Origin of the sequence: Chitinophaga sp., assembly GCF_035761305.1 — a bacterium.
Classification (GTDB): Bacteria; Bacteroidota; Bacteroidia; order Chitinophagales; family Chitinophagaceae; genus Chitinophaga.
Genome location: NZ_DASTRI010000286.1, coordinates 19,032 through 31,824, shown reverse-complemented (window position 1 = coordinate 31,824; position 12,793 = coordinate 19,032). Strand labels below are relative to the sequence as shown.

Genomic DNA, 12,793 nt, shown 5'->3' with positions numbered 1-12,793 from the left:
CCATGCCTGCAGCAACTATCTTCATTATAGCCATTAGCTTTTTAGCCACCCTGGTGCGTTCTATGTTCGGCTTTGGCGAATCGCTGATAGCCGTGCCGCTTTTTGTGCTTTTTATACCGCTGGATGTAGCAGTGCCTTTATCGGTGCTGATGTCCGTACTGGTAGCGCTGGTGGTGGTGGTGCAGGACCGGAGCAAGGTACACATCAGCAGCGCCAAATGGCTTATATTATGCGCTTTGCCTGGCATTCCGCTGGGATTGCTGATACTGGCCTATGGCAACGAGTACTGGGTAAAGATCATATTAGGCTTGTTGATTGTGGGCTACAGCACCTATGCCATGCAGGCAAAGAATGCGCTGCACCTGCAGCACGACAGCCGTTTCTGGCTTTTTGTGTGCGGCTTTTTATCAGGGGTGCTGGGCGGCGCATACGGCCTCAATGGTCCGCCGCTTGTGGTATACGGCAATATGAGAAAGTGGAGCGCGCAGCATTTCAGGGCCACCCTGCAGGCCTACTTTCTGCCGGCCAGTTTCATAGGGCTGGTGGGCTATGCTTTCCGTGGCCTGCTGGGATGGACCGTAATAAAATATTTCCTGTTATGTTTGCCCGCTATGATACCTGCCATTTTCATTGGCAGGTACCTGAATCATAAATTACAAGGCCGTTCCTTTTTCAGGTATGTTTACTTTGGATTAATCCTTATTGGTGTATTGCTGATCTGTTTCACCCTGTTGGGTGTAAAGAGCTAACCTGTTTTCCGGCCCGCTGTTTCCGCCAGCTGTCTATTGATAACTTACCCGCCCCCATTATTATCAATGAAACAAGGCAGGCAATATAAAGCAGGTTTACTTCATAGCCCGGAGGCCCGAACACAGGCCCGTCAGGCGTTAACCCGGTTGTTTTAATGGAGCTGAAACCGTACCGGATATGTATGGTAAACATAGCTACCAGCATAGTAACAACGAGGGGTATGGAGATAATAACCACAAAAGCGCCCAGGAGCAGCAGCAGGCCGCCAAAAAATTCTAAAAGCGCGGTAGCCCAGGCCATAAAATGAGGCAAAGGAACACCAATCTGGGCGAGCAGCTTTTCAAAGCCGGCCGGTCCCCGGCTCAATTTGGCAAATCCATGTACCATAAACCCGGTTCCTGTAACTAAACGTAAAAGCAAAGGCGCCCAGTGTTGCTGATTTTTCATCGTAATTCTTTATTGTTTTAATAAAATCGTCCACCATGCCCGCCACTGGCAATGCCGATGGATAGCTCATGCTCTATAACAGACGGCGTATTGATGCATTACTGACAGGTTATTGAAAATAAATTCCGGCCGGGCATACCTTCCCTGTTTATAATGCCGGCAGAAACCGTATTTTGTTGGTATGAAACAGCGCATCCTCCTCATCCTGCTGCTGGTGCTGGGCAGCCATGCCTTTGCCCAGCGGGAAGACAAGCACCTGGTCGCCCTGCTGCGCCCTTACCTCGAAAAGCACCACGGCGTAGCCGGTATATATGTGCATCACCTGAAAAAAAACACGTATGCAGCTATTAATGCAGATACGTTGTTCCCCACTGCCAGCACCATTAAGATGACCATTATGGCGGGTATATTTGACAAGATTGCCCGGGGAGAGCTGCAATACAACCAGCTGCTTACGTATAAAGACTCGCTGCTGTACGAGGGGGAAGATATACTGGGTTCTTTTAAAGACGGGGAGCAGATAATGCTCAGCAAAGTAATGATGCTGATGCTTACTATGAGCGATAATACCGCCAGCCTGTGGCTGCAATCCCTGGCAGGCGGGGGGCAGCAGATCAATACCTGGCTGGAGGCACATGGTTTTGTTAACACGCGGGTAAACAGCCGCACCCCTGGGCGGGAGGCTAACCGCGCCCAGCTGGGATGGGGGCAAACCACCCCCCGGGAAATGGCCCGTTTAATGGAAATGATCTATAAAGGAGAGGTGGTAAGCCCCGCAGCCAGCGAGCGGATGTACCGTAACCTTACACGCAATTTCTGGGATGGAGAGGGATTGCTGGAAATACCTAAAAACATACGTACGGCTTCTAAAAACGGGGCGGTGGATGAGTCGCGTTCAGAAGTAATAATGGTGAATGCGCCGCATGGGGATTATGTCTACAGCATTTATACAAAAAATAACAAAGACGAGAGCTGGGATAAGGATAAGAATGAGGCCTGGCAGCTTATGCGGCAGGTAGCCCGCATCATCTGGCACTATTATGAAAAAAGGGACAAAACAACACCCGACCCCGGTGTGGGGCAGTTTTGAAAACGGTAACAGGTATGGTACCTACCGGGCAAAATCAGATGAATAGGTCTTGAGTAGCATCAAATTCATCCTGTCTGTTGATGGCGTTTTTAATGAACGGGATCAAGGCCAAGCCCACTGTAATAATTACCAGGAGTACATGCTTTAGTTTCACACTTGCCATTTGTATTGATTTTTTCAGCTTCTCTATGTATAACTAAATAACGTGCCAATTTGTTACCGCTTCCGGTGCCGGGCCAGGCAGCGGTACAGGCCCGCCCCGCCATATCCGCGCCGGACCGCAGCCTGCGATAAATATATAGGGTTTGTTTATGGAAGAGTTGGTAAAGTATAGATAATATCAATACTGCATTTTAAAAATCGATTTGATTTTTTATACGTTGTCAAGCAACTTTGCACCGTTTTTAAATGCGTAGGAGATACGCAAAGAAAGGCCAAAGAAACACTAAATCAAAAAAAAGCGTAATACACATGAAAAATGTTGTCCTGTCCGTAGGTTCACAGTTCCCGGAGTTCAAGAAAACGGCTGTAGTATCCATTGAGAAAGGTAAAGAATTTTATGACATTTCCTCCGAAGAGATCCGGAATTCCGGCAAGTGGATGGTAATGTTCTGGTGGCCCAAGGATTTCACCTTTGTGTGCCCCACTGAGATCGCGGAATTTAACAAGCACAACCAGGATTTCACTGACCGTGATGCTATCCTGATCGGCGCTTCTACCGACAGCGAGTTTGTACATGCTGCCTGGAGAAGGGATCATGAAGACCTGCGCGGCCTGCACTTCCCGATGCTGGCAGATACTTCCAAATCCCTGGCAGAGGAGCTGGGCATCCTGGAAGCTAATGAAAAAGTGGCTTACCGTGCTACTTTCATCGTAGATCCCCAGGGCATTGTGCGTTGGGTATCACTGTACGACCTGAATGTAGGCCGTAACGTAAAAGAAGTGCTGCGCGTGCTGGACGCCCTGCAAACAGACGAGCTGTGCCCCTGCAACTGGCAGAAAGGTGAAGCTACGCTGACCGCCTAATACTTTTCATTTTTTTATAAAAGTCCATGGTCGATAGTCCATCGCTTGTACCGCAACCTGGTTGCGCAGCACGCATTCACTATCATCCATGGACTTTAAATTTATAATTGTTAAAAACATGTTCGCAACTACAAATCAAGATACGGCTATACAACTGTTGCAGGCAGTAGGCTTAACAGATGCTGCCCTGTCAACCCGCCTGCTGGCGCTGGTAAATACCGACGCCCGTTACCTGAAAGACCTGAAGATTAACGTAACCAATTCGCTGGATGCTGCTACGCTGAGCAAAAAAGAAGCTTACCTGGTAGGGGTGGCCGTAGCGGTAAATGAAAAGCAGCCGGCCCTGCAGGCCGCTTTTGAAAAGCTGGCGCAGGACCAGGGGGCTACTGAAAAGGAAATTGCAGAGGTGATCAGCTGCGCCTCCCTCATGAATGCCAACAACGTGTTTTACCGTTTCCGGCATTTTGTGAACAAGGAGTTTTATACCAGCACACCGGCCGGCATACGCATGAGTATTATGGCCAACCCGGTAGTAGGTAAGGAGTTTTTTGAGCTGTTAAGCCTGGTGGTATCTGCCCTGAACGGCTGTGAAATGTGCGTAACCTCCCATGAAGAGGCCCTGCTGAAGCATGGCACCGGGCAGCAGCGCATACTGGATGCCGTAAGGTTGGGCGCTGTATTACGGAGCCTGGCGGTGCTGTTATAATGTACAGATGTACAGATGAATGAATAATTAAGAATGAATAATGAAGGGATTATGGAGGAACGGGAAAATGTGGATATTTAATATTTAGTATTTGCTAATTAATTCATTATCAATTTATTTATACATCTGCCTGTCTGCACATTTGCACATTGTTTTTCACATTTCCGCCTTTTGTTAATAAATTTGAGCAACAATATTTGCGAAATCAATAAAAAAAGTGGACTTTTGCAGTCCAAAATTTTTTCGATCATGGCAAGAGTATGTCAGGTGACAGGAAAGAAGCCGATAACAGGTCACCATGTTTCCTTCTCTAATATCAAAACAAAGAGAAGATTTCTGCCTAACCTGCAGAAAAAGCGTTTTTTCCTTGCGGAAGAAGACCGCTGGATTTCCTTGAAGGTGTCTGCCGACGGCTTGAGGACCATTAACAAAAGAGGTTTGTATGCAGTAGTGAAGGAATTGCGTGCAGCCGGACAGGAAATTTAATTGTGCAATCCACTAATTGTATATACAATGGCAAAGAAAGGTAACAGGGTGCAGGTAATACTGGAATGTACCGAGCATAAAGCTTCTGGTCAGCCGGGTACTTCCCGTTATATCACCAACAAGAACAAAAAGAACACTCCGGAGCGTCTGGAGCTGAAAAAGTACAATCCTATTCTGCGGAAAGTGACTGTACACAAAGAAATTAAATAATTTGTTGAATGATTTGCGTGGCTGAATGGTTGTGTACAACTGTTCGCAACCATGCAGCAGGCTAACATTAAAAACAATAACCAATGGCAAAACAAGCAAAGACCGCGATCAAGAAAGATGCGAAGGCTGCTGCCGAAGCTAAGGTGTGGACCAAAGTGATCAAAGCGGTACGTTCTCCGAAAAGCGGCGCCTATACTTTTAAGGAGTCAATTGTACACAAGGACAAAGTTCAGGAGTACATTAACCAAAAGTAATTCGGCTTTACTAATCATACTGCATAGAAGCTGTCCCGTTTTGTACGGACAGCTTTTTGCGTTTGTTATCCATGCTACCCCGCCCCATGCAATAATGTTGTAAATTGCACCGCCTTGGCTTAAATTCATGAACGAAAAAAGCAGGCCGCTGCAGGTAGCAGACTAAAACAACTACTATGAGCTTTTTCAATAAACTATTTTCCCGGGAAAAGAAAGAAAGCCTGGATCAGGGATTACAGCAAACAAAAACCAGCTTCCTCTCAAAAATCGGCCGGGCCATTGCCGGTAAATCAACCGTAGATACAGAGGTGCTGGATAACCTGGAAGAAGCCCTGGTATCTGCAGACGTAGGGGTAGATACAACAGTGCAGATCATTAGCCGGATAGAGCAGCGTGTAGCAAAAGACAAATACCTGGGTACCAGTGAATTGAACAGGATATTGCAAGAAGAAATTGCAGCATTGCTGGTGGAAGCGCCCGACAGCGGCTTCCGGGATTTTGATGTGCCCGAAGGCAAAAAGCCCTACGTAATCATGGTAGTAGGGGTGAACGGCGTAGGCAAAACCACCACCATCGGCAAGCTGTCATACAACTTTAAGAAAGCCGGCAAATCAGTACTGTTAGGCGCTGCAGATACTTTCAGGGCCGCGGCGGTAGACCAGCTCACGATCTGGAGCGACCGCGTGGGCGTGCCCATTGTAAAACAGCAAATGGGATCTGACCCTGCTGCTGTTGCCTTTGATACTGTACAAAGCGGCGCTGCCCGCAATGTGGATGTAATTATTGTAGATACAGCCGGCCGCCTGCATAACAAAGCCCATTTAATGGAGGAGCTGAGCAAGATAAAGCGGGTAATGAAAAAAGTGATCCCCGACGCGCCGCATGAGGTATTGCTGGTGCTCGACGGCTCAACCGGGCAAAATGCTCTGGAACAGGCCCGCCAGTTTACTGCAGCCACCGAAGTTACCGCCCTGGCCATCACCAAGCTGGATGGTACTGCCAAGGGCGGTGTGGTGCTGGCTATTGCCAACCAGTTTAAAATTCCCGTTAAATACATTGGCATAGGTGAAAAAATGGAAGACCTGCAGGTGTTTGACAAAACGGAGTTTGTAGACTCTCTTTTTAGTGTAAATGGCTGATAATTATTGTTTTACAATATCTGTTTTAAAAATTGCAGGAAGCAATATTTTTACAGGTGCCATACTGTAAAGGCGCATATCCCCGTTAAAATAAAAAGTAAAAAAGCAAAGCCTGCGCAACCATTATAGCAAAAGGCAGTATTGAATGGAGATGTAGCAACTTTCAGCTTTTTACTTTTTACCTTTTGTTTTTTCCACCCCTGTACCTGTTTAAAAGTCATGATAATTCATTGTATATGAATATAACGGCTATAGACAGCGTTGAAAACATGGCCCCCGAAACATTCAGAAAGCAGTATTACGAGCCAAGGAAACCACTTATTATTAAAGGACTGAGCCGGCAGTGGCCAGCGAGGGAAAAATGGACCTGGGATTATTTTAAATCCATTGCAGGCCACCAAACCGTAGGCGTTTATAACAACGAACGGGCAGGCGCCGGTACGCTGGTGAACGGGGCAGATGATTACATCCGTTTTGGCGACTACCTGGATATGATACAGCAGGGCCCCGTAACGCTGCGTATTTTCCTTTTCAACATTTTCCAGCATGCCCCCGGTATTGTGGATGACTTTACCTGGCCCGACCACCTGGCGAAAGGTTTCCTGAAAAAATATCCCATGCTGTTCGTGGGCGGCGCAGGATCTGTAGCGCACATGCATTACGATATTGACCTGTCGCACATTTTCCATACCCAGTTCATAGGGCGTAAGCGGGTGCTGCTGCTTGAAAACAGGCAGTCGCCCTACATTTACCGCATGCCGTTTACAGTAGAAAGCGCGGCCAGTTTTGTAAACTGGCACCAGGAGCTGGACACCGAGCAGTTTCCGGCCCTGCGGTATGCCAGGGGCTACACCGCCATCCTGGAGCACGGCGATACCCTGTTTATGCCCGGGGGCTACTGGCACCATATGGAGTATATTGACAGCGGTTTTGCCATGAGCCTGCGGGCCCTGGACCAAACCCTTACCGGCAAGCTCAATGGCCTGTACCATATTGTAGGCCTGCGGGGCATGAACAACCTGCTTATTAAGCTGGCGCCGCAGTGGTGGTACCACTATAAACGCAAAATGGCCCATGAAAAAGCCCGCCGCGCCCTGGAGGCAATTAATAATGAATAATTAACAATTAATATATAGCCGCGCTGTGGCTCGCTTACAGCCGGATTTGCCGGTTATTAATGGCAGGGGTATAAATTGTGCATTCTTTTCACTACCTTTGCAACTTCCAATATACACCCCCACTAAGGCAAGTCACATAACAGTAAGTCTGCTGTTTTTTCTTATTCGTGTCTGAATGTCTTCGTGGCGGTAATAAACCGGCAATGAAGACTAGAACATTAAAGAAAAACAAGGTTAATATTATCACATTAGGATGTTCAAAGAACATGGTGGATTCTGAAGTGCTCAGCGGGCAATTGCAGGCCAATGCAATTGACGTGGTGCACGAAAACGCCAAAAAAGACCACAATATTGTGGTAGTGAACACCTGCGGATTTATTGATAAAGCCAAGGAAGAATCTATTAACACCATACTGGAACAGGTAGAGTTGAAGCAGCGGGGACGGCTGGATAAGGTATATGTTACCGGCTGCCTGAGCGAGCGTTACCGCGGCGACCTGGAAGCAGAGATCCCCGGGGTAGACGCCTGGTTTGGCACTATGGAGCTGCCGCTGATACTGAAACAGTTTGATGCGGATTATAAAGCGGAGCTGCTGGGCGAACGCCTGCTAAGCACCCCTTCGCATTACGCCTACCTGAAAATAGCAGAAGGTTGTAACCGTACCTGCTCTTTCTGCGCCATACCGCTTATGCGGGGCGCGCATGTATCAAAACCAATTGAAGCCATTGTAGCCGAAGCCGAAAAGCTGGTGCGCAGCGGCGTTAAAGAAGTGATGCTGATAGCGCAGGAGCTTACCTACTACGGGTTAGACCTGTACAGGCAGCGTCGCCTGGCCGACCTTTTAAGGGCGCTGGCCGCAGTACCCGGACTACAATGGATAAGGCTGCATTATGCCTACCCGCATAAGTTTCCCATGGATGTGCTGGATGTAATGAACGAGTTTCCCAACATCTGCAACTACCTGGATATGCCTTTACAGCACGCGGCAGACAATATGCTGCAGGCCATGAAAAGGCAGATTACCCGTGCGGAGATGGAAGACCTGGTAAAAGCCATCCGCGAAAAAGTACCGGGCATTTGCCTGCGTACCACGCTGATCACGGGCTTCCCGGGTGAAACCCTGGAAGACGTGGAGGAAATGAAACGTTTCCTGGAAGCCATGCGTTTTGACCGCGTAGGTATTTTTACCTACAGCCATGAAGAAGGCACCAGCGCCTATGCCCTGGAAGACAATATTCCCGCCGAAGAAAAGGAGCGGAGGGCACAGGAGATCATGGAGCTGCAGCAGGAAATATCTTACGAGAAAAACCAGGAAAAAATAGGCCAGGTATTTAAAGTAATAGTGGATAAAAAAGAATCCGGCCGTTACCTGGCACGCACCGAGTTCGACTCCGTGGAAGTAGACAATGAAGTGATTATTAACACCAGCAAGCGCCTGAAGCCAGGCGACTTTGTACAGGTGAAAATCACAAAGGCGTTCGACTACGACCTGGAAGGAGAACTGGTAGAAGGCGCATAAAGCAAAAGGCAAAAGGCAGAAAGCCCCCGCTGATGTTACCTGCAGCCATCCATCCCGGCCAAGCTTTGGGCTTTATGCTTTAAGCTTTCACCTATAAAAGAAGTTTAGAATTATATCATCAGCAGTACTATGCAGGCAGTGTCCGCATTCAGCGTTCTGCAGGCAGCATGCTGCACATTAAATGATGCTCCCGACGGAGCTTGTTAAAGCAAATCAATGACAACATTTGAATCACTGGGCTTACAAGAGCCCATTTTGAAAGGAATTCAGGACCTGGGATTTGTTGCACCTACCCCCATACAGGAAAAAGCTATTCCTGTGTTACTGTCCGGCGACCGTGACTTTGTAGGGCTGGCGCAAACCGGTACAGGAAAAACGGCAGCATTTGGCCTGCCTTTGTTACAACAGCTGGATATTAAACGCCGGCAGCCCCAGGGCCTGATATTATGCCCTACCCGTGAGCTGTGCCTGCAGATCACCAACGACCTGAAAAACTTCAGCAAACACCTGGGCGACGTAAGCGTAGTAGCGGTGTATGGTGGCGCCAGCATTGTACAGCAGCTGCGCGAGCTGAAAAGGGGCGCGCACGTGGTAATAGCTACTCCCGGCCGCCTGCTGGATATTATTGACCGCGGCGCCGTTAATTTTGAGAATGTAAAATACGCCGTGCTGGATGAAGCAGACGAGATGCTGAACATGGGTTTCCAGGAAGACATTAACAACATTCTTTCCAAAACCCCTCAAACCAAAACCACCTGGCTGTTCTCTGCCACCATGCCGCAGGAAGTGCGCCGTATAGCACAAAACTATATGAGCGATCCCTTTGAGCTGACCGTAGGCAATAAGAACAGCGGTAATGCCAATATCGAGCATGAATATTATGTGGTGCGCCCGCGCGATAAATACGCAGCGCTGAAACGCATTGTAGATTATAATCCAGAGATATTCGGGATCATTTTTACCCGTACCAAAATAGAATCGCAGGAAATAGCGGAATCCCTGATACGCGACGGCTATAACGCCGATGCGCTGCATGGCGATTTGACCCAGCAGCAACGCGATAAGGTGATGAAACGCTTCCGCGAGAAATCATTACAGGTGCTGGTGGCCACCGATGTGGCTGCCCGTGGTATTGACGTGGATAATGTAACCCACGTAATCAACTACGAGCTGCCCGATGATGTGGAGAACTACACCCACCGCAGCGGCCGTACCGCCCGTGCCGGCAAATCAGGCATATCAATTGCTATTATTACTGGTCGTGATATTGGTAAGATCCGCCAGATAGAAAGGGTAATAGGTAAGAAGTTCATTAAGGCGGAAGTGCCGGACGGCTTTGCAGTTTGTGAAAAGCAGCTGTTTGCGCTGGTGCACAAGGTGCATAACGTAACCATTAATGAAGAGGAGATAGAGCCCTACCTGGAGCGTATATACGAAGAATTTGAAAGCATGAGCAAAGAAGAGCTGATAAAGCGCTTTGCTTCGCTGGAGTTCAACGAGTTCCTGGAATACTACCAGGATGCGCCCGACCTGAACGTGAAGGAGGAAAGAAGGGTGTACGGGGAAAGCGGCGGCTCCTCAGGTATGAGCTTCCGCGGTACCGGCAAGTTTACCCGCCTGTTTATTAACCTGGGCTCTGTTGACGACTTTTCCCGCGGTGATATGCTGCGCTACCTGTGCGACACCAGCGGAGTAAGAGGCAACAAAATAGGCCGTATAGACCTGAAGGGCGTGTACTCTTTCTTTGAGGTGGAAAACGACGTGGTGGATAAGTTTGTACAAGGATTTAAAAAAGCAGAATACAATGGCCGCAGTGTACGGATTGAAATGTCGCAGGATGGGGATAAGCGCCGCAACGGCAGCGCGCGCCCATACCACCGCCGCGATGGTGAGGAAAGCAGAAGGCCGGGAGCTCCCCGTCCGGGCTTTAAACGCCGTTACTAAACTATTTTACAAATAAAAATAAAAGTCCTTCTCCGGAAACGGAGGAGGACTTTTTTTATTACTTTACGGGAAGCAATTCCCGCAAACAGAGAACTGAAATACAAGCAGCAGATGTCAAAAGAAATCAACACCCCTTTACCCGCAGTAGTCCCTTTCTCGCTTTTCTCCGCAAAAGATGTGGAGCTGTTCCAGGCCGGCCTGCATGAACGCCTGTACGAAAAATTCGGCGCCCATGCCCTGGAGTATGAGGGGGAGGCAGGTACTTACTTTGCAGTATGGGCGCCCCATGCGGCTTATGTTTCAGTAACCGGGGAATTTAATAACTGGGACCGCTATACGCATACGCTTTTCCCCCGTTGGGATCATTCCGGCATTTGGGAAGGGTTTATTCCCAATATTAAAAAAGGAACGCTGTACAAATACTTCATCCGCTCGCGCAGCGGGGAAGAGCTGTTCAAAGGCGATCCCTACGCTTTTCACTGGGAGCTGCGCCCCAATACCGCTTCCATTACGTGGAACCTGGACTATGCGTGGAAAGACCGGAAGTGGATGGCGGGCCGCGCAAAGCATAACAGCCTCCAAAGCCCCTTTACCGTGTATGAAGTGCACCTGGGCTCTTGGCGCCGGCCGGACCCGCATAACCATGAAGTGTTTTATTCCTATAAAGAGATTGCGGACCGGCTGGTGCCCTATGTAAAGGATATGGGCTTTACCCATGTAGAGCTGATGCCGGTAGGGGAGCACCCTTTTGACGGTTCCTGGGGCTACCAGCAAACCGGCTACTATGCCCCTACTTCGCGCTACGGTACCCCGCAGGATTTTATGGCGCTGGTAGAGGCTTTCCATAACAACGGCATAGGCGTGATACTGGACTGGGTGCCTTCCCATTTCCCGTATGATGCGCATGGCCTGTACCGGTTTGACGGTTCAAATGTGTACGAGTATGCAGATACGCGTAAGGGTTTTCATCCCGACTGGAACAGCTATATTTTCAACTACCGCCGTAATGAGGTAAAGAGCTTTTTGCTGAGCAACGCCCTGTACTGGCTGGATAAATATCATATTGACGGGTTGCGGGTAGATGCCGTGGCCTCTATGATACACCTGGACTATTCCCGCAGCCATGGCGCCTGGGCGCCCAATGAAGAAGGGGGCCGCGAAAACCTGGAGGCCATTGCCTTCCTGAAGCACCTGAATGAAAGGGTATACCAGCTGCACCCCGATACGCAAACCATCGCAGAGGAATCCACCTCCTTTTACGGCGTATCACGCCCCACGTTTATGGGGGGCCTGGGCTTTGGTATGAAGTGGATGATGGGCTGGATGAATGATACGCTGGATTATTTCAAGCGCGATCCCCTGCACCGCAAATGGCACCAGGACCAGTTCACCTTTAGTATTGCCTATGCCTTTAGCGAGAACTTTATGCTGCCCCTGAGCCATGATGAGGTAGTGCACGGCAAATCCCCTATGATCTATAAAATGCCGGGCGATGACTGGCAGAAGTTTGCCAACCTGCGCCTGCTGTATGGCTACATGTTTACCCACCCCGGCACCAAGCTGCTGTTCATGGGCGATGAGTTTGGCCAAACGCAGGAATGGAACTACCGTTCGGAGCTGAACTGGTATTTGCTGGAGCACCCCACCCATAAAGGGCTGCAGCAGTTTGTAAGAGATGTGAACCACCTGTATACCACGCAGCCTGCGCTGTATAAAAACCAGTTTGCCTATGAAAGCTTTGAATGGGTAAATGTATCGGACTACGACAATAGTGTGCTGGCTTATCTGCGTAAAAGCGATAACCCTGCAGATACCCTGCTGGTAGTGCTGAACATGACGCCCATGGTGCATGAGGACTATATGATAGGCCTGCCGCTGGAGGGCACCTGGAAAGAGATATTGAACAGCGACGACCCGCGCTATTACGGCAGCGGGGTATTAAATACCGCCCCCATAAAAGCAGCAGCACAGCCTTATAACGGAAAGGATTATACGTTCAGGCTGCGCGTACCGCCTTTGGCGGCGGCTGTTTTTAAACAGGTATAAACCGTATTGATATATGGTTGAAAGCGCATCGTTCTTTTATAACATACGCTGCGTGTA

13 protein-coding genes are annotated in these 12,793 nt (G+C 49.0%); 12 read left to right on the top strand and 1 reads right to left on the bottom strand.

Annotated elements, in window-relative coordinates; genetic code table 11:
- The first annotated feature begins 2 nt into the window (after positions 1–2).
- Positions 3–749 (top strand): sulfite exporter TauE/SafE family protein, encoded by a 747-nt coding sequence (locus VFS25_RS24350; RefSeq protein ID WP_326464792.1) that lies wholly within the window; start codon positions 3–5, stop codon positions 747–749.
- Here VFS25_RS24350 and VFS25_RS24345 read toward each other — a convergent pair.
- Positions 724–1,197, bottom strand: a complete 474-nt coding sequence (locus tag VFS25_RS24345) for a DoxX family protein (protein WP_326464791.1) — start codon at positions 1,195–1,197, stop codon at positions 724–726. The genes VFS25_RS24350 and VFS25_RS24345 overlap by 26 nt on opposite strands.
- A gap of 181 nt (positions 1,198–1,378) precedes the next feature.
- Here VFS25_RS24345 and VFS25_RS24340 point away from each other — a divergent pair, with 181 nt between their 5' ends.
- The 11 genes from VFS25_RS24340 to glgB all read left to right on the top strand — a co-directional run bounded on the left by VFS25_RS24340 (position 1,379) and on the right by glgB (position 12,736).
- On the top strand, positions 1,379–2,287 hold the full coding sequence (locus VFS25_RS24340; RefSeq protein WP_326464790.1) for a serine hydrolase: 909 nt from the start codon (positions 1,379–1,381) through the stop codon (positions 2,285–2,287).
- A 471-nt stretch (positions 2,288–2,758) separates the two neighbouring features.
- Positions 2,759–3,313: a peroxiredoxin gene (locus VFS25_RS24335; protein ID WP_326464789.1), complete on the top strand. Its 555-nt coding sequence runs from the start codon at positions 2,759–2,761 to the stop codon at positions 3,311–3,313.
- A gap of 118 nt (positions 3,314–3,431) precedes the next feature.
- A complete protein-coding gene (locus VFS25_RS24330) occupies positions 3,432–4,019 on the top strand; it encodes a carboxymuconolactone decarboxylase family protein (protein ID WP_326464788.1) in 588 nt (195 codons plus the stop codon).
- Between the two features lie 249 nt (positions 4,020–4,268).
- Positions 4,269–4,505: a 50S ribosomal protein L28 gene (rpmB, locus tag VFS25_RS24325; RefSeq protein ID WP_145715343.1), complete on the top strand. Its 237-nt coding sequence runs from the start codon at positions 4,269–4,271 to the stop codon at positions 4,503–4,505.
- Between the two features lie 27 nt (positions 4,506–4,532).
- The gene (gene rpmG / locus VFS25_RS24320; protein ID WP_326464787.1) at positions 4,533–4,715 is read left to right on the top strand and encodes a 50S ribosomal protein L33; all 183 of its coding nucleotides are present in this window, start codon (positions 4,533–4,535) and stop codon (positions 4,713–4,715) included.
- An 83-nt stretch (positions 4,716–4,798) separates the two neighbouring features.
- Complete coding sequence (locus tag VFS25_RS24315) at positions 4,799–4,969, top strand: DUF4295 family protein (RefSeq protein ID WP_326464786.1); 171 nt, start codon at positions 4,799–4,801, stop codon at positions 4,967–4,969.
- A 176-nt stretch (positions 4,970–5,145) separates the two neighbouring features.
- Positions 5,146–6,108: a signal recognition particle-docking protein FtsY gene (ftsY, locus tag VFS25_RS24310; RefSeq protein ID WP_326464785.1), complete on the top strand. Its 963-nt coding sequence runs from the start codon at positions 5,146–5,148 to the stop codon at positions 6,106–6,108.
- A gap of 236 nt (positions 6,109–6,344) precedes the next feature.
- Entirely contained in the window at positions 6,345–7,226 is an 882-nt protein-coding gene (locus VFS25_RS24305; RefSeq protein ID WP_326464784.1) for a cupin-like domain-containing protein, read from the top strand.
- Positions 7,227–7,429: 203 nt separating this feature from the next.
- A complete protein-coding gene (gene rimO / locus VFS25_RS24300) occupies positions 7,430–8,746 on the top strand; it encodes a 30S ribosomal protein S12 methylthiotransferase RimO (protein ID WP_326464783.1) in 1,317 nt (438 codons plus the stop codon).
- A gap of 255 nt (positions 8,747–9,001) precedes the next feature.
- On the top strand, positions 9,002–10,690 hold the full coding sequence (locus tag VFS25_RS24295) for a DEAD/DEAH box helicase (RefSeq protein ID WP_326464782.1): 1,689 nt from the start codon (positions 9,002–9,004) through the stop codon (positions 10,688–10,690).
- Positions 10,691–10,801: 111 nt separating this feature from the next.
- Positions 10,802–12,736 (top strand): 1,4-alpha-glucan branching protein GlgB, encoded by a 1,935-nt coding sequence (gene glgB / locus VFS25_RS24290; protein WP_326464781.1) that lies wholly within the window; start codon positions 10,802–10,804, stop codon positions 12,734–12,736.
- Positions 12,737–12,793: the final 57 nt, after the last annotated feature.

Bases quoted from the DNA above. Each gene is read 5' to 3' on its own strand.
- VFS25_RS24350 (WP_326464792.1), top strand. From the start codon at position 3: ATGCCTGCAGCAACTATCTTCATTATAGCCATTAGCTTTTTAGCCACC.
- VFS25_RS24345 (WP_326464791.1), bottom strand. From the start codon at position 1,197: ATGAAAAATCAGCAACACTGGGCGCCTTTGCTTTTACGTTTAGTTACA.
- VFS25_RS24340 (WP_326464790.1), top strand. From the start codon at position 1,379: ATGAAACAGCGCATCCTCCTCATCCTGCTGCTGGTGCTGGGCAGCCAT.
- VFS25_RS24335 (WP_326464789.1), top strand. From the start codon at position 2,759: ATGAAAAATGTTGTCCTGTCCGTAGGTTCACAGTTCCCGGAGTTCAAG.
- VFS25_RS24330 (WP_326464788.1), top strand. From the start codon at position 3,432: ATGTTCGCAACTACAAATCAAGATACGGCTATACAACTGTTGCAGGCA.
- rpmB (WP_145715343.1), top strand. From the start codon at position 4,269: ATGGCAAGAGTATGTCAGGTGACAGGAAAGAAGCCGATAACAGGTCAC.
- rpmG (WP_326464787.1), top strand. From the start codon at position 4,533: ATGGCAAAGAAAGGTAACAGGGTGCAGGTAATACTGGAATGTACCGAG.
- VFS25_RS24315 (WP_326464786.1), top strand. From the start codon at position 4,799: ATGGCAAAACAAGCAAAGACCGCGATCAAGAAAGATGCGAAGGCTGCT.
- ftsY (WP_326464785.1), top strand. From the start codon at position 5,146: ATGAGCTTTTTCAATAAACTATTTTCCCGGGAAAAGAAAGAAAGCCTG.
- VFS25_RS24305 (WP_326464784.1), top strand. From the start codon at position 6,345: ATGAATATAACGGCTATAGACAGCGTTGAAAACATGGCCCCCGAAACA.
- rimO (WP_326464783.1), top strand. From the start codon at position 7,430: ATGAAGACTAGAACATTAAAGAAAAACAAGGTTAATATTATCACATTA.
- glgB (WP_326464781.1), top strand. From the start codon at position 10,802: ATGTCAAAAGAAATCAACACCCCTTTACCCGCAGTAGTCCCTTTCTCG.